Annotated in this window: 20 protein-coding genes; all 20 read left to right on the plus strand. The window is 40.6% G+C overall.

Annotated elements, in window-relative coordinates; all coding sequences use genetic code 11:
* Positions 1 to 153 precede the first annotated feature (153 nt).
* The 20 genes from hprK to HT721_RS03930 all read left to right on the plus strand — a co-directional run bounded on the left by hprK (position 154) and on the right by HT721_RS03930 (position 25,424).
* On the plus strand, positions 154 to 1,089 hold the full coding sequence (gene hprK / locus HT721_RS03835) for an HPr(Ser) kinase/phosphatase (RefSeq protein ID WP_173228973.1): 936 nt from the start codon (positions 154 to 156) through the stop codon (positions 1,087 to 1,089).
* Positions 1,082 to 1,870 carry a prolipoprotein diacylglyceryl transferase gene (lgt, locus tag HT721_RS03840; protein ID WP_173228975.1) on the plus strand — a complete coding sequence of 263 codons (789 nt, stop codon included), beginning with the start codon at positions 1,082 to 1,084 and terminating at the stop codon, positions 1,868 to 1,870. Before hprK ends, lgt begins: the two co-directional genes overlap by 8 nt.
* Positions 1,871 to 2,254 carry a DUF948 domain-containing protein gene (locus HT721_RS03845; protein WP_173214058.1) on the plus strand — a complete coding sequence of 128 codons (384 nt, stop codon included), beginning with the start codon at positions 1,871 to 1,873 and terminating at the stop codon, positions 2,252 to 2,254.
* 14 nt (positions 2,255 to 2,268) lie between these two features.
* On the plus strand, positions 2,269 to 2,658 hold the full coding sequence (locus HT721_RS03850; protein ID WP_173214060.1) for a YtxH domain-containing protein: 390 nt from the start codon (positions 2,269 to 2,271) through the stop codon (positions 2,656 to 2,658).
* Between the two features lie 452 nt (positions 2,659 to 3,110).
* Positions 3,111 to 12,809 (plus strand): Rib/alpha-like domain-containing protein, encoded by a 9,699-nt coding sequence (locus HT721_RS03855; protein WP_173228977.1) that lies wholly within the window; start codon positions 3,111 to 3,113, stop codon positions 12,807 to 12,809.
* 175 nt (positions 12,810 to 12,984) lie between these two features.
* The gene (gene hemW, locus HT721_RS03860) at positions 12,985 to 14,115 is read left to right on the plus strand and encodes a radical SAM family heme chaperone HemW (RefSeq protein WP_112444131.1); all 1,131 of its coding nucleotides are present in this window, start codon (positions 12,985 to 12,987) and stop codon (positions 14,113 to 14,115) included.
* A gap of 4 nt (positions 14,116 to 14,119) precedes the next feature.
* On the plus strand, positions 14,120 to 14,857 hold the full coding sequence (locus HT721_RS03865) for an acyl-[acyl-carrier-protein] thioesterase (RefSeq protein ID WP_112444284.1): 738 nt from the start codon (positions 14,120 to 14,122) through the stop codon (positions 14,855 to 14,857).
* A 10-nt stretch (positions 14,858 to 14,867) separates the two neighbouring features.
* Positions 14,868 to 15,641 (plus strand): TIGR01457 family HAD-type hydrolase, encoded by a 774-nt coding sequence (locus HT721_RS03870; RefSeq protein WP_173228979.1) that lies wholly within the window; start codon positions 14,868 to 14,870, stop codon positions 15,639 to 15,641.
* Entirely contained in the window at positions 15,631 to 16,248 is a 618-nt protein-coding gene (locus tag HT721_RS03875) for a TIGR01906 family membrane protein (RefSeq protein ID WP_173228981.1), read from the plus strand. Before HT721_RS03870 ends, HT721_RS03875 begins: the two co-directional genes overlap by 11 nt.
* Before the next feature lie 209 nt (positions 16,249 to 16,457).
* Positions 16,458 to 16,859: a Spx/MgsR family RNA polymerase-binding regulatory protein gene (locus HT721_RS03880; protein WP_000631259.1), complete on the plus strand. Its 402-nt coding sequence runs from the start codon at positions 16,458 to 16,460 to the stop codon at positions 16,857 to 16,859.
* On the plus strand, positions 16,859 to 17,137 hold the full coding sequence (locus HT721_RS03885; RefSeq protein ID WP_001041974.1) for a UPF0223 family protein: 279 nt from the start codon (positions 16,859 to 16,861) through the stop codon (positions 17,135 to 17,137). The genes HT721_RS03880 and HT721_RS03885 overlap by 1 nt, the downstream gene beginning before the upstream one ends.
* Positions 17,127 to 17,900 (plus strand): inositol monophosphatase family protein, encoded by a 774-nt coding sequence (locus tag HT721_RS03890; RefSeq protein ID WP_173228983.1) that lies wholly within the window; start codon positions 17,127 to 17,129, stop codon positions 17,898 to 17,900. The genes HT721_RS03885 and HT721_RS03890 overlap by 11 nt, the downstream gene beginning before the upstream one ends.
* Complete coding sequence (locus HT721_RS03895; RefSeq protein ID WP_173228985.1) at positions 17,901 to 19,205, plus strand: RsmF rRNA methyltransferase first C-terminal domain-containing protein; 1,305 nt, start codon at positions 17,901 to 17,903, stop codon at positions 19,203 to 19,205.
* 325 nt (positions 19,206 to 19,530) lie between these two features.
* Positions 19,531 to 20,409 (plus strand): phosphate ABC transporter substrate-binding protein PstS, encoded by an 879-nt coding sequence (locus HT721_RS03900; RefSeq protein WP_173228987.1) that lies wholly within the window; start codon positions 19,531 to 19,533, stop codon positions 20,407 to 20,409.
* Positions 20,409 to 21,326 carry a phosphate ABC transporter permease subunit PstC gene (gene pstC, locus HT721_RS03905; protein WP_001070903.1) on the plus strand — a complete coding sequence of 306 codons (918 nt, stop codon included), beginning with the start codon at positions 20,409 to 20,411 and terminating at the stop codon, positions 21,324 to 21,326. Before HT721_RS03900 ends, pstC begins: the two co-directional genes overlap by 1 nt.
* Positions 21,316 to 22,200 carry a phosphate ABC transporter permease PstA gene (gene pstA / locus HT721_RS03910; RefSeq protein ID WP_000543046.1) on the plus strand — a complete coding sequence of 295 codons (885 nt, stop codon included), beginning with the start codon at positions 21,316 to 21,318 and terminating at the stop codon, positions 22,198 to 22,200. Before pstC ends, pstA begins: the two co-directional genes overlap by 11 nt.
* Before the next feature lie 10 nt (positions 22,201 to 22,210).
* Entirely contained in the window at positions 22,211 to 23,014 is an 804-nt protein-coding gene (gene pstB, locus HT721_RS03915) for a phosphate ABC transporter ATP-binding protein PstB (protein WP_173228990.1), read from the plus strand.
* Positions 23,015 to 23,026: 12 nt separating this feature from the next.
* Positions 23,027 to 23,785 carry a phosphate ABC transporter ATP-binding protein PstB gene (pstB, locus tag HT721_RS03920; RefSeq protein WP_173214083.1) on the plus strand — a complete coding sequence of 253 codons (759 nt, stop codon included), beginning with the start codon at positions 23,027 to 23,029 and terminating at the stop codon, positions 23,783 to 23,785.
* A gap of 11 nt (positions 23,786 to 23,796) precedes the next feature.
* A complete protein-coding gene (gene phoU / locus HT721_RS03925; RefSeq protein WP_000946458.1) occupies positions 23,797 to 24,450 on the plus strand; it encodes a phosphate signaling complex protein PhoU in 654 nt (217 codons plus the stop codon).
* Positions 24,451 to 24,608: 158 nt separating this feature from the next.
* Positions 24,609 to 25,424 (plus strand): ABC transporter substrate-binding protein, encoded by an 816-nt coding sequence (locus HT721_RS03930; RefSeq protein WP_173214085.1) that lies wholly within the window; start codon positions 24,609 to 24,611, stop codon positions 25,422 to 25,424.
* Positions 25,425 to 25,531 lie beyond the last annotated feature (107 nt).

Genomic DNA, 25,531 nt, shown 5'->3' on the forward strand with positions numbered 1-25,531 from the left:
AAAACAGTGTTTTGAGCAGCTTGCGGCTAGTTTCCTAGTTTGCTCTTTGATTTTCATTGAGTATAAATAAATACTCCAAAGCCTGCAAAAATCTGAAATATCCTCCTACAATTTGATATAATAGTAAAAAGAACTCATTTGAAGGAGGAAATGATGTCGGTTTTAGTAAAAGAAGTGATTGAAAAGCTTAGACTAGACATTGTCTATGGCGAACCAGAATTGCTTGAAAAGGAAATCAATATAGCGGATATTACGCGACCCGGTCTTGAAATGACAGGTTATTTTGACTACTACACGCCAGAGCGGATCCAGCTCTTGGGGATGAAGGAGTGGTCTTATCTGATCAGCATGCCTTCCAACAGCCGTTATGAAGTTTTGAAAAAAATGTTTCTACCTGAGACACCTGCGGTCATTGTTGCCCGTGGTTTGGTGGTTCCAGAGGAGATGTTAAAGGCTGCTAGAGAATGTAAGATTGCTATTTTAACCAGCCGTACGGCTACTAGTCGTTTGTCTGGAGAGTTATCTAGCTATCTGGATTCTCGTTTGGCAGAACGTACCAGTGTGCACGGTGTCTTGATGGATATCTATGGGATGGGTGTATTGATTCAGGGAGATAGTGGAATCGGTAAGAGTGAGACAGGTCTGGAGCTTGTCAAACGTGGTCACCGTTTGGTAGCTGATGACCGGGTCGATATCTTTGCCAAGGACGAGATTACTCTTTGGGGTGAACCAGCTGAAATTTTGAAACACTTGATTGAAATTCGTGGGGTTGGGATTATCGATGTTATGAGTCTCTACGGTGCCAGTGCTGTCAAGGATTCTTCACAGGTTCAGCTTGCTGTCTATTTGGAAAATTACGATACGCATAAAACTTTTGATCGTCTTGGAAACAATGCAGAGGAATTAGAAATTTCTGGTGTAGCCATTCCTCGTATCCGTATTCCAGTGAAAACAGGTCGTAATATTTCTGTCGTGATTGAGGCAGCTGCCATGAATTATCGTGCCAAGGAAATGGGCTTTGATGCGACTCGTTTGTTCGAAGAACGCTTGACAAATCTCATCGCTCGAAATGAGGTGCAAAATGCTTGATCCAATTGCTATTCATCTAGGCCCTCTAGCCATTCGTTGGTATGCCCTGTGTATTGTGACAGGTTTGATTCTTGCGGTTTATTTGACCATGAAAGAAGCGCCTAGAAAGAAGATCATACCAGACGATATTTTAGATTTTATCTTGATAGCCTTTCCTTTGGCTATTTTAGGAGCTCGTCTCTACTATGTCATTTTCCGTTTTGATTACTATAGTCAGAATTTGGGAGAGGTTTTTGCCATTTGGAATGGTGGTTTGGCCATTTACGGTGGTTTGATAACTGGTGCCCTTGTACTCTATATCTTTGCTGATCGTAAACTCATCAATACTTGGGATTTTCTAGATATTGCAGCGCCTAGCGTCATGATAGCCCAAAGTTTGGGTCGCTGGGGTAATTTCTTTAACCAAGAAGCTTATGGTGCAGCAGTGGATAATTTGGATTATCTACCTGGCTTCATCCGTGACCAGATGTATATTGAGGGGAGCTACCGTCAGCCGACCTTCCTTTATGAGTCTCTATGGAATCTACTTGGCTTTGCTTTGATTTTGATATTCAGACGAAAATGGAAGAGTCTCAGACGAGGCCATATCACGGCCTTTTACTTGATTTGGTATGGTTTCGGTCGTATGGTCATCGAAGGCATGCGAACAGATAGCCTCATGTTCTTTGGCCTTCGGGTATCGCAATGGCTATCAGTTGTCCTTATCGGACTGGGTATTTTTATCATTCTATATCAAAATCGAAAGAAGGCCCCTTACTATATTTCAGAGGAGGAAAACTAAATGTTAGAAGTTGCATATATTCTTGTAGCCCTTGCTTTGATTGTATTTTTAGTGTATCTAATCATTACTGTGCAAAAGCTTGGACGTGTTATCGATGAAACAGAAAAGACGATTAAAACATTAACTTCAGATGTAGATGTGACCTTGCATTATACCAATGAGTTGCTGGCTAAGGTCAATGTCTTGGCAGATGATATCAATGTCAAGATGGCAACGATTGATCCACTCTTTAGTGCTGTTGCAGATTTGTCTCTATCTGTTTCAGACCTCAATGACCATGCGCGTGTCTTGAGCAAGAAAGCTTCATCAGCTGGTTCAAAAACACTCAAGACTGGGGCAAGTTTGTCAGCTCTTCGTCTTGCAAGTAAATTTTTCAAAAAATAAAAAGGAGAATCCTTATGGGTAAACTATCCTCAATCCTTTTAGGAACCGTTTCAGGTGCAGCTCTTGCCTTGTTTTTAACAAGTGACAAGGGCAAACAAGTTTGCAGTCAGGCTCAAGATTTTCTGGATGATTTGAGAGAAGATCCAGAGTATGCCAAGGAGCAGGTCTGTGAAAAACTGACAGAAGTTAAGGAGCAAGCTACAGATTTTGTTCTGAAAACCAAAGAACAGGTTGAGTCAGGTGAAATCACTGTGGACAGCATCCTTGCTCAAGCCAAATCATGTGCTCGCCAAGCGACAGAAGCATCAAAAGATCGATTCAATAATCTCAAAGAGCAATGGCAAGAAAAGGCCGAAACTCTTGATGAATCAGAAGAGATTGTGATTGACATAACAGAAGAATAAAAGAAATAGTAACTATTCTAGGTCCTATAAACTCTCTAGTGGATTATACCTCTATAGAGCTTATAGGTTTTTTTATGTGGATAAAACCTTAAATAAAAAGAAATTTAATGATTTTTGAAAATAGATAAGTATAATCTACTTTTTTGTGAACAGAGTTGTTTTTAAAAAAATATCAATATATTCACAATGTTATACTTAAATATACAATATTTTCGAATGTTAAAGAATATAAGGCCAAATATTTGATTAAGTATGTAGAAAATAGTATAATTGAGCTGTGATAGCTGTGATAGCTGTGATAGCTGTGATAGCTGTGATAGCTGTGATAGCTGTGATAGCTGTGATGTTATTTGCCTATAGCAATCATCATAGTGATTTTTGTAGCTTAACTCTTTTTAAGGAGTTGAAGTTATAAAGATTGCTTTTTTATTATATTTTCCTTAGGAGGAGAAATGGAACACAAATCGAATTCATATAAAGTAAATCGACAGCAAGGTGAAAAGGTACTGCGCTTTTCGATTCGTAAATATAGCTTTGGTGCAGCTTCAGTAGCTGTTGCGGCATTGATGTTTTTGTCTGGGCATCAGGCTGTTCGAGTTGAGGCTGCTCAAGTTTCAGATACTACTGAAGCACCGGTTATCCCAGATAAAGAAGAGGCTCATACTGCTACAATAGTAGATTTGCCTAAAACAGAAGATTCTCTAACTACAGGTAAAGAAGAAAAATCACTAACCACTGCTGAGAATCCGGCTGAGACTTTATCTGAGAAACTACCTGAAACTTCAACTGAGAATGCATCTGAAAACGAGACTACTGCCCTTGATAAAGAGGTAGTTGAAAAACAAACATTAGATAAGACTAAATTACAAGCTAATATTACAAAAGTTCAAGAACTCTTGGATAAGGTCAACAAGGAAAAAGCTCCAGCTTCGACCCTTGCCGCAATCCAGGCAGATTTAGAAGCAGCTAATAGTGTGCTTAATAACAATAGTCTTGAATTGACACAAGCTGAAATTGATGCAATCGCTAAAAAACTTAATGAGAAGATTTTTGTCTTATCTTCGATGCCTAAGATAAATGCGCCTAAGAAGGTTTTAAAAGAAGGTGAAAATACGATTGCCAATACTGGGTCTCGTGATTCACGTAATGGCGAAACCATGGAAGAAGGATCTGATCTTCGCTCAGCACCTATTGATAAAAATACCAAACGTGGTGAGTTAGGAATCGTTGTAGCCAACTCTGGATTTATTACAGGATATGCAACGCCATCTTCAACAATTGAGATTAAAAGAAATGGCACAACTGTATTGACTTCTACACTAGACGATACTGGAGCTTTTAAATTAAATGCCCCAGGTATTGAAGTTGGAGATGTTGTTGAATTAGTGGTTAATGGACAGACTGTTACTACTACTACAGTAAAACAAACAGATACAGTAGCTTTTAATGATAGTTTAGCAGGAATTGCACAAGTTGATGGATATACAGCGGCAGAAGCTGATGTAGAAGTATCAATCGGCGGAAGAAAATACACAACTAGATCACAATCAAATGGATACTTCACAGTCAATGTTGATACGAACTTAATGGTAAACGATGCGGTTGTTACAACTGTTATCAAAAAGAATGGTCAAGAAGTTGGTCGTGGAACAAGTACAGTACGTAACACGAAAGTAACAGACTTCGGGGTTGGTTGGATTAAAAACCCTATGATTAACTATTCACATCGTGACGTGTTCTCTCCAGATACAAAACAATATGCCTTCGTAAGTAAGGGAACTGCTGATCAAGCCTATGACAATATTCGTGTTTACCGTGAAATGCGTATTGAAAATAATGGGGATAAATATTATTACTGGATATTAGATTCAGGGCCAAGACCAAATGGATTGGCTGGTGTTTCTAAAAAAATTTCACTTGCGATTCCACGTACGGTTGGAGATCCTTATGAATTTACGTATACAAAATACCAAGATGGAAAACAGACCTTCCATAAGGATTATGTTAGTGCATCAGCATGGGAGTATGAACACTCTGCTTTTCGTGCTTATGTAAAAGATGGCGTCCGACGTTCAGGGGCGGCTTATACTGAAAATGTAGACGGATGGCTTAAATATATAAACCCAGAGGCTGGTACTAGACTGAATAATTGGAGGTTTAATATTTATCGTAAAAATAGCGGAGATGGTACAGAACCTAACAACGATGCCTTTTCTCGTGTTAGTGATATATTGGGGATTCGTAAAGATGGTCTTGAATACAATCTTGTTCGAGGTGTTATAGAAGACAGAATGAACGTAGTTGCAGGGCAACGTTCAATTATTACTTTCAAGACGAAAATTCTTGAAGGAAAAGAGCTAAATGATAGTATTATGTCGGATTGGGGAGATAAAAACACTAATAACCCTATGCTTGACGAAATAAAAAAACGTCTAGCCAATGACCCATTCCTTGCTTATGGAGGATATACAGAGGGTGGATATAGACGCTATAGAACTGGTGAAAATGCAATTATCGGTGTATTACCGTTGAAACCAGACGAAGCAGCTAAATATAATCTTAAACCAGTATCTAAAGAGCAAACAACTAATAAAGGTGTCGTTCCAGATGCAATTAATAGTATTGCTAATACAAAAGAGTTACCTGCTGGTACAACATACCGTTGGTTTAAAGATCCAGATGTATCAAAAGCTACAGCACCAAATGCACCTGTGTATGGTAAAGTGGAAGTCATTATTCCAGAACGTGGAACATTTATTGTAGATGCACCTATTCATGTTACAGAGGATAAGGCAAAAACACCAGAAGCTCCATCAGCAACAGCAAAAGAAGATGGATCTGTAACAGCTAAACCGCAAGATTCAACGAAAGTAGATAAAATTAAAGTTAGCTACACAGGAGAAGATGGTTCTAATAAGACGGCTGAAGGAAATAAAGGTGGAAATGGAACGTGGACTGTTACGGGTAATCCAGACGTTCAAATCGATGCAAGTACTGGTGCAATCACAATTCCAGCTGATAAAGTCAAAGATAATACAGAAGTAACAGCAGTTACAACAAATGGAAACAGTGATGAATCAGCTCCAGCCAAAGCAACTGCAAAAGCACCAAAACCAGAAAAACCAATCTTAACTGCACCAAATAACGGTAATGTAACAGCAAAACCACAAGATCCAGCCAAAGCAGATAAAATTACGGTTACTTATAAAGACGAAGATGGAACAAATGTAACGGTAGTAGGTAATAAAGGAAATGATGGTACATGGACTGTTGTGAACAATCCAGGTGTAACTATTGATTCTAATACAGGTGAAATTACAATTCCAGCTGATAAGGTAAGAGATAATACCGTAGTAACAGCTATCACAAAAAATGGAAATAGTGTTGACTCAGACCCAGCAACAGAAACAGCAAGAGCACCAAAACCAGAAAAACCAACAGTAACGGCAAATGAGGATGGGTCTGTAACAGCAAAACCACAAGATCCAACCAAAGCAGATAAAATTACGGTTACTTACACAGGAGAAGATGATTCACCAAAAACAGTAGTAGGAACAAAAAATCCATTTAATCAATGGATTTCAGATGATCCAGAAATCAACATCAATGAAGACACAGGTGAAATTACAATCCCTGCTGAAAAAGTAAAAAATGAAACAGTTGTAACAGCTATCACCAAAAATGGAACGAGTGATGATTCAGAACCAGCAAAAGCAACTGCAATAAAACCGGATAATGAACCACCTATTTTAACACTATCTGCTAACAACCTAAAAGTAGTAGAAGGCGAAACTATAACATTTAGAGTAAAAGCAAAAGATGATAAAAATGTTACTTTTGAAGCGACTGAATTTTTAGCTAAATATTTTAAGAGGTACAATGTTGGAACAACAGGAGTAGTGTCGTCTAGATATGTGAAAAATACAGAAAAAGAAAAAGAAATAGAGATTACAATTAATACTATAGCTGAAGATGTTGGTAAACAAAATACAATTATATTTAACGCAACAGATGATGCAGGAAATAAAGCTACACCAGTGATTTTCTCATTTGATGTAACACCACGTGATAGAACAGCACCAACGATTTCAGCTAATGGAGCTACAGTTACAAATCGTGAGGAAATTATACCAATTCCAGTAACAGCTAAAGATAACGATGGTGGAGTTGGAATGCGTGAAGATACTCCAATCGAAGTAAAAGACTTACCAGATGGATTGAAATTTGAAAATAATCAAATCGTAGGAACTCCAACTGGAGCCTCAGGAGTAACAAAAGTAACGATTACAGCTTATGATAAGAATGATAATAAGGCTGAAAAAACAATTGAAATTGTAGTTAAAGGACAAAATGACAAGTATAACCCAGTAGGAATCAATCGAACAGTTCCTAAAAACTCAACACCTAACGCAGAAGATAGTATTGGAAACAAACAAGATTTGCCACAAGGAACAAAATATCATTGGTTAACGCCACCAGATACGAGCCAAGGTGGACAAACTGTCTCGGCAGTTGTTGTGGTAGAGTATCCAGATAAAACAACAGATAACGTTAGTGTAAATATTAGTGTACCTACGAATTTGACAGCAGAAGTTACGAAACCAAATGAAGTTTTGGAGAAACGTGCAGTTGACTCTAAAAAAGTTGTCACACCAAATAAAGAGGGTTCAACGATTGCAACGCCAGATGAAGTGAATGGATTAACAGTTAATGGAGAAGGTAAATTAACAGGAACGCCAAAAGTAGAAAATTGGGGCAAAGACGAAGAAAAACGTGCTATCACAATTCCAGTTAAAGTTACGAATGGAAACGAAGAAATCACAGTAAGCGTACCAGTTACAATTTTACGTGATACGGATGGAGATGGAGAACCAGACACTACAGATCCAGATGATGACGGTGACAAAATTACGGATGAGGAAGAAAAGGCAAAGGGAACAGATCCAAAGATTTTTGATAAACCAGACAAGCCAACCTCATATGGTCTAACAGGAGCAGTAAAACCATCTACTGTTACTGAGAATAAACAAGTGACTGAACCAGGAGTTGTTACACCAAATAAGACAGGATCAACGATTGAAACACCAGCTTCTGTAAATGGATTAACCGTTGATAATAATGGAAGTTTAACAGGAACTCCAAAAGTAGACTCTTGGGGTGAAGGTGAAGAAGAACGTGATATTACTATCCCAGTAAAAGTTAAGAAGGATTCGGAAGAAGCTAATGTAAGTGTACCGGTTAAAATCCAACGCGATACAGACGGAGATGGCAATCCAGATGTGACAGATACAGATGATGATAACGATGGAATTTCAGATGACGATGAAAAGAGAAATGGAACAGATCCAAAAGTAGCAAATGGTCTGACAGGAATCGTTACAGCTCCAGCTAAAGTGAAAGAAAAAACTCCAGTACCGACGACTTTACCAAAAGTTGTAACGCCAAATAAAGAAGGTTCAACAATTACAACAGAAAATCCAGTAAATGAATTGAAAGTGAATGGAGAAGGTAAATTAGAAGGAACACCAACCGTAAATGATTGGGTTGGCGGAGAAGAAGAACGTAATATCACAATTCCTGTTAAAATTACGAGAGAAAAAGAAGGAACTCCAAAAGAGGAAGTTACGGTACATGTTCCAGTGACAATCCAACGTGATACAGATAACGATGGAACTCCGGACGTTGACGATTTAGATGATGATAACGATGGAATTTCAGATGAAGATGAAAAGAATAATGGAACAGATTCAAAAACTGCAGACGGACTAAGTGTGAAAGTTACAAAACCGAATGTAGTGCTGGAGAAAAAAGAAGTTACTCCAAAAGAAGTTGTCACTCCAAATAAAAAAGATGCAACAATTACTACAACTACGCCAGAAGTGAACGGTCTGACAGTTAATGGAGAAGGTAAATTAACAGGAACTCCAACAGTGGACAATTGGGGCGATGATGAAGAAAAAACTATCAACATTCCGGTTACAGTAACGAGAAAGAAAGATGGTAAAGAAAATGTTATAGAAACTGTTGCCGTTAAAGTTCCAGTAACAATCCAACGTGATACAGATGGAGATGGAACACCAGACGTTTTAGATACAGATGATGATAATGATGGAATTCCAGATGAAGTAGAGAAAAGTAATGGAACAAATCCAAAAGTTCCTGATAATCTAACAGCAATAGTTGCTTCACCAACTAAAGTTAAAGAGAAAAAACCAGTAACTCCAACAAAAGTTGTCACACCGAATATGCCAAATTCAGCAATTACGACAGAAAATCCAATGAATGGCTTGAAAGTCAATAATGAAGGTAACTTAGAAGGAACACCGTCAGTAGATAATTGGAAAAAAGACGAAGAAGAACGTCATATCTTAATTCCGGTTAAAGTAAAAAATGGTGATAAAGAAATCATAGTAAAAGTTCCAGTCACAATCCAACGTGATACAGATAATGATGGAATCCCAGATTCAGAAGACACAGATGATGATAACGATGGAATCCCAGACACTGTAGAGGATACAAACGGAACAGATCCAAAAGCTGCAAATGATTTAGAAGTAGCAGTTACAAATCCAGACAAAGTGAAGGAGAAACAACCAGTTACTCCAATAAAAGTTGTAACTCCAAATAAAGAAGGTTCAACGATTGTAACAAACGCCCCAAATGGAACAGTGAACGGACTAAAAGTCAATGATAAAGGCGAACTGGAAGGAATCCCAACAGTAAATGATTGGGATAAAGAGGAAGAAGAACGCCCTATCGACATTCCGGTTAAAGTTACTAAAGTTGTAGAAAAATTCACAGAAAATGGTAAAGAAGAAGTAACGGAAGAAAAAGACGTAACAGTTCGAGTAACAATCCAACGTGACACAGATGGAGACGGAGATCCAGATGTTACAGATACAGATGATGATAACGATGGAATTCCAGATGAAGTTGAAAAAGCAAATGGAACAGATCCGAAAAATGCAAACAACCTAACTGCAAAAGTTTCAGATCCAACTAAAGTTACAGAGAAGAAACCAGTTCCTTCAACATTAGCGAAAGTTGTCACACCGAATAAAGACGGTTCAACAATTACAACAGAAAACCCAGTAAATGGATTAAGTGTTGATAAAGATGGTAAATTAACAGGAACACCGAGCGTAACTAATTGGGGTAGTGATGAAGAACGTAAAATCAACATTCCAGTTAAAGTTAAGAATGGTGATGAGGAAATTCGAGTAGAAGTTCCAGTTATTATTCAACGTGATACAGATGGAGATGGAGATCCAGATGTGACAGATAAAGATGATGATAATGATGGAATTTCAGATGAGGAAGAAAAGAAAAACGGAACAGATCCAAAAGTTGCTACAACACAAACTCCTGTGGAAATAACTATTACACGTGAGAAAAATGGAGACGCAATTGTTACACCGAAAAAACCAGACGGAAAACCGTACCCTAAAGATACGAAGGTAGAAATTCCAGGTGAAAATGGAACAACAATAGTAGTAACGATAGGTGACAAAGGTTTTGGAACAGTACCAAATGATCAACTTCCAAAAGGTGAAGTACCAGGACAAGGTGTCGTAACAGAACCAAACAAACAACCATCAAAACCAGTAGATGTAACAACGCCAGTTCGTAAGACACCAACGGTAGAGTTGACTCAAAACCCAAGCACAGGAGATGTTACAGTAACACCGAAGAAAATAGATGGCTCAAACTATCCTACAGGAACTACTGTAACAATCCCAGGCAAAGATGGAAAAACGATTGATGTAGTAATCGGTGAAAATGGTTCAGGTACAGTTGCAAATGGTGATTTACCAGAAAGAGATGTACCAGGAACAGCTATCATTACAGAACCAAATCAAAAACCATCACAACCAGTGAATATTACAACACCAGCTAAAAAGGTTCCAACACTACAATTAGATCAAGATCCAAAAACTGGAGATGTCACAGTAACACCGAAAAAACCAGATGGAACACCATATCAAGCAGGAACGACTGTGAAAATTCCAGGAGAAAATGGAACACCTATTGTTGTGACAATCGGAAAAGATGGTTTTGGATTAGTTCCGAATGACAAACTTCCAAAAGATGAAGTGCCAGGAAAAGGAATAGTAACAGAGCCAGGAGCTAGACCGTCACAACCAGTGGATGTGATAACGCCTGCTCGTAAGCCGTCAACTATACGTTTGGATCAAGATCCAAAAACTGGAGATGTAACAGTGATTCCTATGAAGCCAGGTGGAGGAACATATCCACCAGGAACTAAGGTCGAAATACCAGGTAAAAATGGTAATCCAATTGTAGTAGAAATCGGACAAGGTGGAACAGGAACAGTTCCAAATAACGACTTACCAGATGGAAATGCACCTGGAACAGGTAAGATTACAGAACCAGGAAAACCAACTACGGAAGCTCAGGTGCTAACGCCAGGTAAAATCAATCCAATCGCTCCTCAAACAGACCAATCAGGTAAGATTGAAATTACAAGAAATCCAAATGGAGATGCAGTAGTTACACCTAAGAAACCAGATGGCTCAACATATCCATCAGGAACTAAGGTTGTGATTCCAGGAGAAAATGGAACATCTATTATTGTAACGATTGGAGATAACGGCTCAGGAACAGTTCCAAATGATAAACTTCCAAAAGAAGCTGTCACAGGAAAAGGAATTGTAACAGAGCCGAATAAGAAACCGTCACAACCAGTAGCTGTAACGACACCTGCTCGTAAGACTCCAACAGTAGAGCTGACACAAGATCCAGCTACAGGAAATGTCACCGTCACACCGAAAAAACCAGATGGAACAACATATCCACCAGGAACTACGGTAGAAATTCCAGGGAAAGATGGCAAGCCAATCGTTGTACCAATCGGAAATGATGGAACAGGAACAGTTCCAAATAATGATTTACCTGATGAAGATACTCCAGGAACAGGTAGGATTAAGGAACCAGGTAAGACAACAGTTGAAGTTAAGGTAGAAACACCGAAAAAAATTGATCCTACTGCGCCAGAAACGGCAGAATTAGGTACAATTGAAATCACAATAAAACCAAATGGAGATGCAGTCGTCACACCGAAGAAGAAAACAGATAAAACAACGTATCCGGAAGGTAGTAGGGTGAAAATTCCAGGAGAAAATGGAACATCTATAGTAGTGACAATTGGAAAAGATGGCTCAGGAACAGTTCCAAATGACCAACTTCCAAAAGAAGCTAAACCAGGAAAAGGAACCGTAACAGAACCAGGTAAGAAACCATCTAATCCGGTGGATGTAACAACCCCAGCTCGTAAGACACCAACAGTAGAGTTGAATCAAGATCCAAATACAGGGGATGTGACGGTAACACCTAAGAAACCAGATGGAACACTATATCCAGAAAATACTAAGGTAGAAATACCAGGTAAGAATGGTAAACCTATCGTCGTAATAATTGGAAAAGACGGAAAAGGAACTATACCTAATAAAGATTTACCAGATGGAATAGAACCAGGAAAAGGAACGATTACTGAACCAGGAAAAGATCCTGTAGAAGTAATTGTAACAACCCCAGCCCGTAAGATACCAACACTAGATGTTTATCAAGATCCAAATACAGGTGACGTTACAGTAACGCCTAAGAAACCAGATGGTTCAACATATCCACCAGGAACGAAGGTAGAAATTCCAGGTAAGAATGGCACACCAATTGTCGTAATAATTGGACAAGACGGAAAAGCTACAATACCAAACAGTGAATTACCAGACGGTAAAGTTCCAGGTACAGGTAAGATTACTGAACCAGGTCAACCAGCTGTAGAAGTTCCAGTAGAAACTCCAGCTAAGGTAACACCAGCAACACCAACAGATACAAATCCAGTTGCACCAGTGACACCTGATACGCCAGTCAAACCTGACACTAATGGAGGTTCTGGTCAAGATACACCTGCGCCTATGCCTGCACCAACAACTCCAATTCCAGATGCAGTTACACCGAATGCAGATCATGAAGATACTACAGATGCTAGTGATAACGGAGCTAAATCAAATGATTCTCAAAATGTATTGCCAAATACAGGAACAGAATCAAATGCGACTCTTGCATCTCTAGGACTTCTTGGTATTCTAAGTGGTCTCGGACTTGCTCTTAGAAAGAAAAAAGAAGACTAAAAATTTAGTCAAATGAACATTCATTCTTTTGTATTGTAAAGACAAACTAGATTGGTTCTGGGAATCGTGTTCGTCATAAAATACAAAGAATGTTTAGATAAAGAAAGCGAACAATGCTAGGATTTTGTTAAAGGGAATTCTAAGTATTGTTCGCTTTTGTGGTATAATAATTACTATGCAGAAAAAACCAACGTCAGCCTATGTGCACATTCCATTTTGTACCCAGATTTGTTATTATTGTGACTTTTCAAAAGTTTTTATCAAGAATCAGCCAGTCGACAGTTATTTAGAGCATCTGTTAGAAGAGTTTCGTTCTTATGATATTCAAAAGTTGAGAACCCTCTATATCGGTGGTGGAACACCGACAGCCCTGTCGGCTACGCAACTAGAGGTGTTATTGAAGGGCTTGACTAAAAACTTGGACCTGTCTGTCTTAGAAGAGTTGACCATTGAGGCAAATCCAGGGGACTTGGATGCGGATAAAATTGCTGTTTTGAAGAACTCGGCTGTCAATCGTGTTTCGCTAGGTGTGCAAACCTTTGACGACAAAATGCTGAAAAAGATTGGGCGCAGTCATTTGGAGAAGGATATTTATGAAAATATCGACCGCCTGAAATTGGCTGGTTTTGACAATATCTCTATCGACTTGATTTATGCGTTGCCTGGTCAGACCATGGAGCAGGTCAAGGAAAATGTGGCTAAAGCCATTGGGTTGGATATTCCCCATATGAGTCTGTATAGCTTGATTTTGGAAAATCACACGGTCTTTATGAATCGTATGCGACGAGGGAAATTACCTCTGCCTAAGGAGGAACTGGAAGCTGAGATGTTTGAGTACATCATCGCAGCGCTGGAGCGAGCTGGTTTTGAGCATTATGAGATTTCCAATTTCTCCAAACCCGGTTTTGAAAGTCGTCACAATCTCATGTACTGGGACAATGCTGAATACTATGGCATCGGTGCTGGAGCATCTGGTTATGTCAATGGAGTGCGCTATAAAAATCATGGTCCCATTCGTCATTATCTCAGTGCAGTTGAGGAAGGTAATGCTCGCATCACAGAAGAGCACCTGAGTCAAAAGGAGCAAATGGAAGAAGAAATGTTCTTGGGGCTCCGCAAGAAATCAGGGGTCTCTATGGCGCGATTTGAAGAAAAATTTGGACGGTCTTTCGATGGACTTTATGGAGAAATTGTCAGAGACTTGGTTCAACAAGGTCTCATGCAAATAGACGGTGATCGCGTGCGCATGACAAAAAGAGGTCTCTTTTTAGGAGACATCGTAGCAGAACGATTTATTTTGGAGTAGGATGATGGGCTTAACTTATCAAATGAAAATGAAAATTCCTTTTGATATGGCTGATATGAACGGTCATATCAAGCTTCCAGATGTGATTTTGCTGTCCCTGCAAGTTTCAGGGATGCAGTCGATTGAACTGGGAGTTAGTGATAAGGCCATTTTGGAAAACTATAATCTGGTCTGGATTATCACAGAATACGATATTGAGGTGGTTCGTTTGCCTCGTTTTGCGGAAGAAATTACCATCGAAACGGAAGCCCTGAGCTACAATCGACTCTTTTGCTACCGTCGCTTTACCATTTATGATGAAGCGGGGCAGGACCTTATCTACATGATGGCGACCTTTGTTCTCATGGATCGAGACAGTCGAAAAGTCCATGCTGTCGAACCTGAGATTGTGGCTCCTTACCAGTCTGATTTTGATAAAAAACTTATCCGCGGGCCAAAGTATGAGTCCTTGGAAGAGCCAATCAGTAAGGATTACCATGTTCGTTTTTACGACTTGGATATGAATGGTCATGTCAATAACAGTAAATACTTGGACTGGATTTTTGAGATCATGGGAGCGGACTTTTTGACCCACTATATTCCCCAAAAAATTAACCTCAAGTATGTCAAGGAAGTTCGACCAGGTGGGGTGATTACATCGGATGTTGAACGGACTGGACTGGAAAGCAAGCATGAGATTACAAGCGACGGTGCGACCAATGCCCAAGCTATCATCGCTTGGCAAGAAATAAAAAAGGATTAGGGAGAAATAGATGAAATATAAAGGCTATTTAATTGATTTAGACGGAACCATTTATAAGGGGAAAGACCGAATTCCAGCAGGAGAGGCTTTTGTCCATGAATTGCAAAAGCGGGACATTCCCTATCTCTTTGTGACCAACAATACAACCCGCACTCCAGAGAGTGTTCAGGAGATGTTGGCTCAGAATTTTAATATCGATACGCCCCTATCGACTGTCTACACAGCTACTTTGGCGACTATCGACTATATGAATGACTTGGGTCTTGAAAAGACGGTCTATGTCATCGGAGAAGCAGGGCTCAAGGAAGCCATCAAGGCGGCTGGTTATGTGGAAGACAAGGATAATCCTGCCTATGTGGTAGTAGGTCTGGACTGGCAAGTCGACTATGAAAAATTTGCGACAGCAACTCTGGCTATCCAAAAGGATGCTCACTTTATCGGAACTAATCCAGACCTCAACATCCCGACAGAACGAGGGCTTTTGCCAGGTGCTGGTTCACTGATTACCCTTCTTGAAGTAGCAACACGAGTGAAGCCTGTTTATATCGGAAAACCAAATGCCATCATTATGGACAAGGCGGTTGAGCACTTAGGCTTGGAACGTGAAGAATTAATCATGGTTGGGGACAATTACCTGACTGATATTCGAGCAGGGATTGACAATGGCATTCCAACGCTCTTAGTGACAACAGGTTTTACTAAGGCAGAAGAAGTAGCAGACCTTCTAATCGCACCGACACATGTGGTTTCTAGTCTTGCGGAGTGGGATTTTGATGAAAACTAAACTGACCTTTTGGAGCTCTATGCTCTTTCTCCTCTCCCTCTCAATCCTTTTGACCATTTATTTGGCTTGGATTTTTTATCCGCTGGAAATTCAGTGGTTGAACTTAATGGATAGGGTCTATTTAAAACCAGAAACCATTCAATACAACTTTCATATCTTGATGGATTACCTGACCGATCCTTTTAGTCAGGTCTTGCAGATGCCAGATTTTCGTTCGTCAGCAGCTGGGCTGCACCATTTTGCGGTGGTCAAGGACCTCTTTCATCTAGTTCAACTAGTTGCTCTAGTGACATTACCAAGTTTCTATGTCTTTGTCAAAGGGATTGTGAAAAAGGGCTTTTTATCTTTATTTAGTAAGGGACTTCTGACTCTAGTAGTTTTGCCTTTGGTGATTGGTCTTGGGGGAGTTTTGATTGGTTTTGACCAATTTTTTACTCTTTTCCATCAAATTCTCTTTGTGGGAGATGATACCTGGCTTTTTGATCCAGCCAAGGATCCAGTTATTCTGATTTTGCCAGAGACCTTTTTCCTTCATGCTTTTCTTCTCTTTTTTGCCCTCTATGAAAGCTTCTTTGGCTATCTGTGTCTAAAAAGTCGTAAGAAGTGAAAAGAAAGATGTTTTTAATTTATATATATAAAAATGTATATCATTTGAAATCATTGTTAAGAGTGAATTAACCAAATCCAATTGTATCAATCGTTCGCGAACAGTCTATTTTTCTTGAAAAAATAGGCTTTTTTTCTAAAAATCTCTAGTCAAGCGCTTTATTTTTTTGTATAATAGAAGTAGCAAAGTATAGATAAGAAGAGAAAAGCATGATTACACTATTTCTATCACCGAGCTGTACATCATGTCGTAAGGCTAAGGCCTGGTTAGAAAAACATAAGGTTCCCTTTGTGGAACACAATATTATGACCAGTCCTTTAACAAGAAAAGAATTGCAACACATCCTTTCCTTGACCGAAAATGGTACTGATGACATCATTTCAACTCGTTCAAAAATTTTTCAAAAACTGAATATTGATGTAGAGAGTATCTCGGTATCGGAATTGCTTCATTTGATTGAGCAGTATCCTAGTCTTTTGCGTCGTCCCATTATTATCGATGCCAAACGCATGCAAATCGGTTTTAATGAAGATGAGATTCGTGCTTTTCTCCCTCGTAGTTACCGTAAGCAAGAACTAAAAGAAGCAAGAATGAGAGCTGGTATTAGTTAATGAACAAACAGTATAGTTACCCACTAGATTTGTCGTGGAGCACTGAAGAACTTGCTTCAGTGCTTTCTTTTTTTAATGATGTTGAAGCTGCCTATGAAGGCAAGGTAGAGGCTAAAAAGTTACTGGACTCTTATAAGGGATTCAAGGCGGTCGTGCCAAGCAAGAGCGAAGAAAAACGTTTGGGACGAGAATTTGAAACAGTTAGTGGCTATTCGCTTTACCGAGCAGTTCAGGCTGCCAAGGAAAAAGGGGAAGGAAAGATTTCTCTTGGAAAGTAAATTTGAATTTGCCAAAGAGCTCGTCAAGAAGGCAGGCCAGTATATACTTGACCATATGCAGGAAGACTTGCAGATTGAGACCAAGTCCTCTCCAACGGATTTGGTGACCAGATTGGACAAGGAAGTTCAGGAACTCTTGGTTGGTGAGATTCTGTCCCGTTATCCTGAGGATAAGATTTGTGCTGAAGAAGGTTGTCTGCGAGCCTCGGTTCAAGAGGGCAAGGTTTGGGTCATTGATCCCATTGATGGTACCAATAATTTTGTGGCTCAGCAGGAAGATTTTGCTGTCATGATGGCTTATTTTGAAAATGGTCAGGGGCAGTTTGGACTGATTTATGATGTTGTCAAAGGGGATTGTTACCATGGTGGTGGAGCCTTTCCAGTTTGTCGAAACGATAAGCTCCTAGCTCCCTTTAAAGCCAAACCACTTGGAGATTTTCTCATTGCGGGAAATAGTGGCATGCTGGAAACCAACGAATGGGGGCTGGCTGATTTGAGTCGAGCAGTACTTGGTGTTCGTGTCTATGGGAGTGCGGCCATTAGTTTTGCCAAGATTTTGTCAGGGCGTTTATTGACCTATGTCACTTATCTGCAACCATGGGATTATGCTGCAGCTAGTATTTTAGGGGAAGGTCTGGGCTATCGGGTGGTGACCCTTTCTGGTAAAGCTCCTGATTTTCAAACCAGACAGCCGGTCATGATGGTGCCTCTTGAGATGCTGGAGGAAATTCAGTCCTATATTTACGAAAGGAAAAGAACTTAAATGCAATTTCCAGAAGGATTTGTTGAAAAATATGAAGAGATACTAGGAGATGAGGCAAGAGATTTTCTTGCCTCTTTTGAGGAGGAAGCGGTTTCGGCTTTTCGGGTCAATCCTTTAAAAGAAGCGCCAGTTTCCTTTCCTGATGACATTCCTCAAACTCCTTGGGGACATTATGGGAAGGTTTCAGGGAAATCGCCTGAGCATGCTACTGGTTTAGTTTATTCGCAAGAACCCGCTGCTCAGATGGTGGCTCAGGTAGCCAAGCCCAGTCCTGGGATGAAGGTCTTGGATTTGGCCGCTGCTCCAGGTGGTAAATCAACTCAGCTAGCAGCCTATCTAGCAGGGGAGGGTCTTCTCGTTTCCAATGAAATTTCAAGCAAACGGGCTAAGATTTTAGTAGAAAACATGGAGAGATTTGGGGCGACAAATGTCGTGGTGACCAATGAATCTGCTGACCGTTTGGCTAAGGTTTTTAAAGGCTATTTTGACCTAATCGTTCTTGATGCCCCGTGCTCTGGTGAAGGAATGTTTCGTAAGCAACCAGATGCTATGGACTATTGGAGATTAGATTATCCGAGTCAATGCGCTAGCTTGCAAAGAGAAATTCTGGCAGATGCAGTAACCATGCTAGCTGAAGGTGGTCGCTTGGTTTATTCAACCTGTACCTGGGCTCCTGAGGAAAACGAAGAGATTGTCAATTGGCTACTGGAGGACTATGATTTTGACTTGTTGCCAGTAGAGCATATCAATGGAATGGTAGCTGGTATTGACCTGCCAGAAACGGCTCGGATGTATCCTCATCAGTTTAAGGGAGAAGGTCAGTTTGTAGCCCATTTGCAATTTAAAGGAGAAAATACAGCACCTAAATGTAAGGCAAGTAAGAGCAATCTCAGCCGTGAACAAGTTGCCTTGTGGCAGGAATTTGCCCAAAAACATTTGCAGGTCAATCTACCGGGTATCTTGCAGACTTTTGGAGACCAGCTTTATCTCTTGCCAGAACTCTTGCCAGATTTAGGAAAACTCAAGATTGCTCGGAATGGTCTGCATTTGGGTACTTTTAAGAAGAAACGCTTTGAACCCAGTTTCGCTCTTGGTCTAGCCTTGAAACCGAGTCAGGTCAAGCAGTCAGTTGAAATTGACCAAGAAGCGTTTGTAAAGTATGTGGCTGGAGAAACCGTTCAGCTGGCGGAAAGTATGCCAAATGGTTGGTACCAAGTTTTGGTTCAAGGCAATGGTTTGGGCTTTGCTAAGGTGACTGGAAATGTTTTGAAAAATTATTTTCCTAAAGGCCTCAGATTCAAGTGAAAATGCTAGTCAAAGTAGCTTGTCTATGTTATAGTGGAAGTATGGATTTTTTTCAAATTGTCTTTCATTTTAAGTCAAAATTGGTGGAAAGGTAACTAAGCAAATTTCTAGTTAAACCAAGCTAATACTCTTCGAAAATCAAATTCAAACCGCGTCAACGTCGCCTTGCCGTACTCAAGTACAGCCTGCGGCTAGTTTCCTAGTTTGCTCTTTGATTTTCATTGAGTATAAGAACTTTAGTTGGCTCCCAATTATCAAAAGAAAAACATAAATAAATAGTTGAAAAAATTCACAGCATTCACCATTATTTTCAAGGAGAAAAACAGTGAAAAAAAGGAAAAAACTCGCTCTATCCCTTGCGGCTCTTTTGCTGGCAGGTTCTTTGGCGGGATGTGCTAGCTGGATTGATCGTGGAGAATCCATGACAGCTGTTGGCTCAACGGCTCTTCAGCCCTTGGTCGAGGCAGCAGCAGATGAATTTGGCTCTCTGCACGTTGGAAAAACAGTCAACGTCCAAGGTGGAGGATCTGGTACAGGTCTGTCTCAGGTTCAATCTGGAGCCGTTGATGTAGGAAATTCAGACGTATTTGCCGAGGAAAAAGACGGTATCAACGCATCCGCTCTAGTAGACCACAAGGTTGCTGTAGCGGGCTTGGCAGTGATTGTAAATAAGGAAGTTGACGTTGAAAATCTGACAACTGAACAACTCCGTAGCATCTTCACAGGTCAAGTGACCAACTGGAAAGAAGTCGGTGGGAAAGACCTAGCCATTTCCATTATCAACCGCGCGGCAAGTTCTGGTTCGCGTGCAACCTTTGATAGTGTTGTTATGGATGGCCAATCTGCTATGCAGAGTCAAGAACAGGATTCAAACGGGATGGTCAAAAACATTGTTTCCCAAACACCAGGAGCCATTTCTTACCTAGCTTTTGCCTATGTGGATGACTCGGTGAAACGCATGAAGTTGAATGGCTATGAGCCGATTTCAGAAAATGTTACGACCAATAACTGGCCTTTGTGGTCTTATGAACACATGTACACCCTAGGCCAACCAAATGAATTGGTGGCAGAATTTCTCAACTTTGTCCTCTCTGATGAAGCGCAAAGCGGAATCGTTAAGGGAATGGGCTATATTTCTGTCAAGGAAATGAAGGTTGAAAAAGACGCTGTTGGAACGGTGACAGCACTAGAAGGGAGTCACTAATGAATCAAGAAGAATTAGCTAAAAAATTACTTTCTCCCTCAAAGAACTCTCGTCTAGAGAAATTAGGAAAAGGCTTGACCTTTGCCTGTCTGTCTTTGATTGTCATCATTGTGGCTATGATTTTGATTTTCGTAGCCCAAAAAGGTTTGTCGACCTTCTTTGTCAATGGGGTCAACATCTTTGATTTCCTCTTTGGACAAACTTGGAATCCTTCAGGTAAACAATTTGGTGCCCTTCCAATGATTTTGGGTTCCTTTATTGTCACAATCCTATCAGCCCTTATCGCAACTCCTTTTGCCATTGGTGCGGCAGTCTTCATGACCGAAGTTTCACCAAAAGGTGCTAGAATCTTGCAGCCAGCCATTGAATTGCTGGTTGGGATTCCTTCAGTCGTATATGGATTTATTGGTTTGCAGGTCGTAGTTCCCTTTGTCCGCAGTGTCTTTGGTGGAACTGGTTTTGGGATCTTGTCAGGGATTTTCGTTCTCTTTGTTATGATTTTACCGACGGTAACCTTTATGACAACCGATAGCTTGCGTGCGGTGCCTCGTCATTACCGCGAAGCTAGTTTGGCTATGGGGGCCACTCGTTGGCAAACCATCTGGCGCGTGACCTTAAAGGCAGCGCGTTCAGGGATTTTCACCGCAGTGGTCTTTGGGATGGCGCGTGCCTTTGGTGAGGCCTTGGCCATTCAGATGGTGGTCGGAAACTCAGCCGTTGTCCCAACTTCATTGACAACACCTGCTGCGACCTTGACCTCTGTATTGACCATGGGTATCGGAAATACCGTTATGGGAACAGTTGACAATAACGTTCTCTGGTCACTGGCCTTAGTCTTGCTCTTGATGAGTTTGGCCTTCAACAGTGTGATTAAATTGATTACGAAAGAAAGAGGAAAGAAAAACTATGCACGCTAAGAAATTAGATAAAATTGCAACAGCTGTCCTCTACTCAATTGCAGGAATTATCGTTGCCATCCTGGCATCCTTGATTCTTTATATCTTGGTTCGTGGTTTGCCCCACATCTCTTGGTCTTTCTTGACTGGCAAATCATCTTCTTACCAAGCAGGCGGAGGGATTGGAATTCAGCTCTATAATTCCTTCTTCCTTCTGGTCATCACCTTGATTATCTCTGTGCCTTTGTCTATGGGAGCTGGGATTTTCCTAGCTGAATATGCCAAAAAAGGTCCTGTGACCAATTTTGTCAGAACCTGTATTGAAATCTTGTCTTCACTACCATCAGTGGTTGTGGGTCTCTTTGGTTACTTGATCTTTGTAGTTCAGTTTGAGTATGGATTTTCAATCATTTCAGGTGCCTTGGCCTTGACAGTCTTTAACCTGCCTCAGATGACACGTAATGTTGAAGATAGCTTGAAACACGTTCACCATACGCAACGTGAAGCTGGTTTAGCCCTTGGGATTTCTCGTTGGGAGACTGTGGTCCATGTGGTCATTCCAGAAGCTCTCCCAGGTATTGTAACGGGTGTCGTCTTGGCCTCTGGTCGTATCTTTGGTGAGGCGGCTGCACTTATCTATACAGCAGGACAATCTGCTCCAGCCCTTGACTGGTCTAACTGGAATATTCTCAGTGTTACTAGCCCAATCTCTATCTTCCGTCAAGCAGAAACCTTGGCTGTCCACATCTGGAAAGTCAATAGTGAAGGTACTATTCCTGATGGAACTATCGTATCAGCAGGTTCTGCGGCCGTGCTCCTCATCTTTATTCTCATCTTTAACTTTGGAGCTCGTAAACTCGGAAGTTACCTACATAAGAAATTAACCGCTGCCTAAAGGAGAAGCCATGTCAAAATATAATTGGGATGAAAAGCATATCATCACCTTTCCTGAAGAGAAAGTGGCCCTCTCTACTAAGGATTTACATGTTTACTACGGTAAAAATGAATCCATCAAGGGCATCGATATGCAATTTGAAAAAAATAAAATTACAGCCTTAATTGGCCCTTCTGGTTCAGGGAAATCAACCTACCTCCGCAGTCTCAACCGTATGAATGATACCATTGATATTGCCAAGGTAACAGGTCAAATCCTTTATCAAGGAATTGATGTTAACCGTCCAGAAATCAACGTTTATGAAATGCGCAAGCATATCGGGATGGTCTTCCAACGACCAAATCCCTTTGCTAAGTCTATCTACCGCAATATCACTTTTGCCCATGAACGTGCAGGGGTTAAGGACAAGCAAGTCTTGGATGAAATTGTAGAAACCTCTCTTCGTCAAGCTGCCCTTTGGGACCAGGTCAAAGATGATTTATACAAGTCGGCCTTGACCCTATCAGGTGGTCAGCAGCAACGTCTCTGTATCGCTCGTGCCATCTCTGTCAAACCAGATATCCTCTTGATGGATGAGCCAGCGTCAGCCTTGGATCCGATTGCGACAGCTCAGCTAGAAGAAACCATGTTGGAATTGAAGAAGGACTTTACCATCATCATCGTGACCCACAGTATGCAGCAGGCTGCGCGTGCTAGTGACTACACAGGATTTTTCTACTTGGGTGACTTGATCGAGTACGATAAGACCTCTAATATTTTCCAAAATGCAAAATTACAGTCAACCAATGACTACGTAACAGGACACTTTGGATAGAAAGGAAACAGTATGACAGAAGCGATTTTACAGGTGTCAGACCTGTCCGTTTACTACAATCAAAAGAAGGCCTTGAATAGTGTTTCCCTATCTTTCCAACCTAAGGAAATTACAGCCTTGATTGGTCCATCTGGATCAGGGAAGTCAACTCTTCTCAAGGCTATCAACCGCATGGGGGATCTCAATCCAGAGGTGACTACAACTGGTTCGGTGGTTTACAACGGCCACAACATTTACAGTCCACGTACCGATACGGTTGAATTGCGTAAGGAAATCGGTATGGTCTTTCAACAACCGAACCCTTTCCCTATGTCTATCTACGAAAATGTTGTTTACGGGCTTCGTATCAATGGAGTTAAGGATAAGCAGGTTCTGGATGAAGCGGTAGAAAAAGCCCTACAACGAGCTTCTATCTGGGATGAGGTCAAGGATCGCCTGCATGATTCAGCTATCGGTCTTTCAGGTGGACAACAGCAACGTGTCTGTGTTGCCCGTGTCTTGGCAACCAGTCCTAAAATCATTCTCTTGGATGAACCGACTTCAGCCTTGGACCCTATCTCGGCTGGTAAGATTGAGGAAACCTTGTATGGTCTAAAAGATAAATACACCATGCTCTTGGTTACGCGTTCCATGCAACAAGCCTCTCGTATCTCTGACAAGATAGGATTTTTCCTTGATGGAGATTTGATTGAGTTTAACGATACCAAGAAGATGTTCCTAAACCCACAACACAAGGAAACAGAAGATTATATTTCAGGAAAATTTGGATAAGGAGATAAATGATGTTACGTTCTCAATTTGAAGAAGATTTAGAGAAATTGCACAACCAGTTCTACGCTATGGGACAAGAAGTGCTATCCCAAATCAATCGTACAGTGCGTGCCTTTGTTACGCACGACCGTGATTTGGCCAAGGAAGTCATCGAAGACGATGCAGAAGTAAACGAATACGAAGTGAAGTTGGAGAAGAAATCATTTGAAATGATTGCCCTTCAACAACCCGTTTCTCAAGATTTGCGTACTGTTTTGACAGTCTTGAAGGCTGTATCTGACTTGGAACGTATGGGGGACCATGCCGTTTCCATTGCCAAGGCGGCAATTCGTATGAAGGGGGAGCAACGCATCCCAGCTGTTGAAGAAGAAATCAAGAGAATGGGTCGCGATGTCAAGAACTTCGTTGAAGCAGCCCTTGAACTCTATCTCAATGGTTCAGTAGACCAGGCCTATGAAGTAGCAGCCATGGATGAAAAAATCAACCATTACTTTGATAGCATTCGTGACTTGGCTACAGAAGAAATCAAGAAAAATCCTGATGCCATTGTTACAGGTCGTGATTACTTCCAAGTGATTGCCTTCTTGGAACGTATTGGAGACTATGCCAAGAATATCTGTGAATGGGTTGTTTACTTTGAAACAGGCAAGATTGTCGAACTATAAAACAGATTCATTCTGTATAAAAAGGAGCTTGAAATCAACTGATAGCTCCTTTTCTTGAATGAAAAAAAATATTTTTAAGATAAAAATTCAAAAAACACTTGACAAGTAACTTGGATAGCGTTATAATTATACAAAATTAACAGAGAGGTTGTTTATTTATGAAATCAAAAAAATGGATATTTGTTTTATGTAGTTTTCTTGCAAGTTTCTTCTTAGTAGCTTGCCAGTCGGGTTCTAATGGTTCTCAGTCAGCTGTTGAGGCCATTAAGCAAAAGGGGAAATTAGTTGTGGCGACTAGTCCTGACTATGCACCTTTTGAGTTCCAATCATTGGTTGACGGAAAAAACCAGGTAGTCGGTGCGGACATTGATATGGCCCAAGCTATCGCTGATGAACTTGGGGTTAAGTTGGAAATCTCAAGCATGAGTTTTGACAATGTCTTGACTAGTCTTCAAACAGGTAAGGCTGATCTAGCGGTTGCGGGAATTAGCGCTACTGACGAGAGAAAAGAAGTCTTTGATTTTTCAATCCCTTACTATGAAAACAAGATTAGTTTCTTGGTTCGTAAGGCTGATGTAGAAAAATACAAGGATTTAACTAGCCTTGAAAGTGCTAATATTGCAGCCCAAAAAGGGACTGTTCCAGAAGCTATGGTCAAGGAACAATTGCCAAAAGCTCAATTGACTTCCCTAACTAATATGGGTGAAGCTGTCAATGAGTTACAGGCTGGAAAAGTAGATGCCGTTCATATGGATGAGCCTGTTGCTCTTAGCTATGCTGCTAAAAATACAGACCTAGCTGTCGCAACTGTTAGCTTGAAGATGAAGGACGGCGAAGCCAATGCAGTTGCCCTTAGAAAAAATAGTGCTGATTTGAAAGAAGTGGTGGACAAGGTCATCCAAAAACTCAAGGATGACGGTACCTACCAAAAATATCTTGAAAAGGCAGCAAGCCTAACAGAAATTGAAGAATAATACTCAATGAAAATCAAAGAGCAAACTAGGAAGCTAGCCGCAGGTTGCTNNATAAGACTGACGAAGTCAGTTACATATATCTACGGTAAGGCGACGCTGACGTGGTT

This window comes from Streptococcus sp. 4094 (assembly GCF_013277125.1).
Lineage (GTDB): Bacteria > Bacillota > Bacilli > Lactobacillales > Streptococcaceae > Streptococcus.

Bases quoted from the DNA above. Each gene is read 5' to 3' on its own strand.
- hprK (WP_173228973.1), top strand. From the start codon at position 154: ATGTCGGTTTTAGTAAAAGAAGTGATTGAAAAGCTTAGACTAGACATT.
- lgt (WP_173228975.1), top strand. From the start codon at position 1,082: ATGCTTGATCCAATTGCTATTCATCTAGGCCCTCTAGCCATTCGTTGG.
- HT721_RS03845 (WP_173214058.1), top strand. From the start codon at position 1,871: ATGTTAGAAGTTGCATATATTCTTGTAGCCCTTGCTTTGATTGTATTT.
- HT721_RS03850 (WP_173214060.1), top strand. From the start codon at position 2,269: ATGGGTAAACTATCCTCAATCCTTTTAGGAACCGTTTCAGGTGCAGCT.
- HT721_RS03855 (WP_173228977.1), top strand. From the start codon at position 3,111: ATGGAACACAAATCGAATTCATATAAAGTAAATCGACAGCAAGGTGAA.
- hemW (WP_112444131.1), top strand. From the start codon at position 12,985: ATGCAGAAAAAACCAACGTCAGCCTATGTGCACATTCCATTTTGTACC.
- HT721_RS03865 (WP_112444284.1), top strand. From the start codon at position 14,120: ATGGGCTTAACTTATCAAATGAAAATGAAAATTCCTTTTGATATGGCT.
- HT721_RS03870 (WP_173228979.1), top strand. From the start codon at position 14,868: ATGAAATATAAAGGCTATTTAATTGATTTAGACGGAACCATTTATAAG.
- HT721_RS03875 (WP_173228981.1), top strand. From the start codon at position 15,631: ATGAAAACTAAACTGACCTTTTGGAGCTCTATGCTCTTTCTCCTCTCC.
- HT721_RS03880 (WP_000631259.1), top strand. From the start codon at position 16,458: ATGATTACACTATTTCTATCACCGAGCTGTACATCATGTCGTAAGGCT.
- HT721_RS03885 (WP_001041974.1), top strand. From the start codon at position 16,859: ATGAACAAACAGTATAGTTACCCACTAGATTTGTCGTGGAGCACTGAA.
- HT721_RS03895 (WP_173228985.1), top strand. From the start codon at position 17,901: ATGCAATTTCCAGAAGGATTTGTTGAAAAATATGAAGAGATACTAGGA.
- pstC (WP_001070903.1), top strand. From the start codon at position 20,409: ATGAATCAAGAAGAATTAGCTAAAAAATTACTTTCTCCCTCAAAGAAC.
- pstA (WP_000543046.1), top strand. From the start codon at position 21,316: ATGCACGCTAAGAAATTAGATAAAATTGCAACAGCTGTCCTCTACTCA.
- pstB (WP_173228990.1), top strand. From the start codon at position 22,211: ATGTCAAAATATAATTGGGATGAAAAGCATATCATCACCTTTCCTGAA.
- pstB (WP_173214083.1), top strand. From the start codon at position 23,027: ATGACAGAAGCGATTTTACAGGTGTCAGACCTGTCCGTTTACTACAAT.
- phoU (WP_000946458.1), top strand. From the start codon at position 23,797: ATGTTACGTTCTCAATTTGAAGAAGATTTAGAGAAATTGCACAACCAG.
- HT721_RS03930 (WP_173214085.1), top strand. From the start codon at position 24,609: ATGAAATCAAAAAAATGGATATTTGTTTTATGTAGTTTTCTTGCAAGT.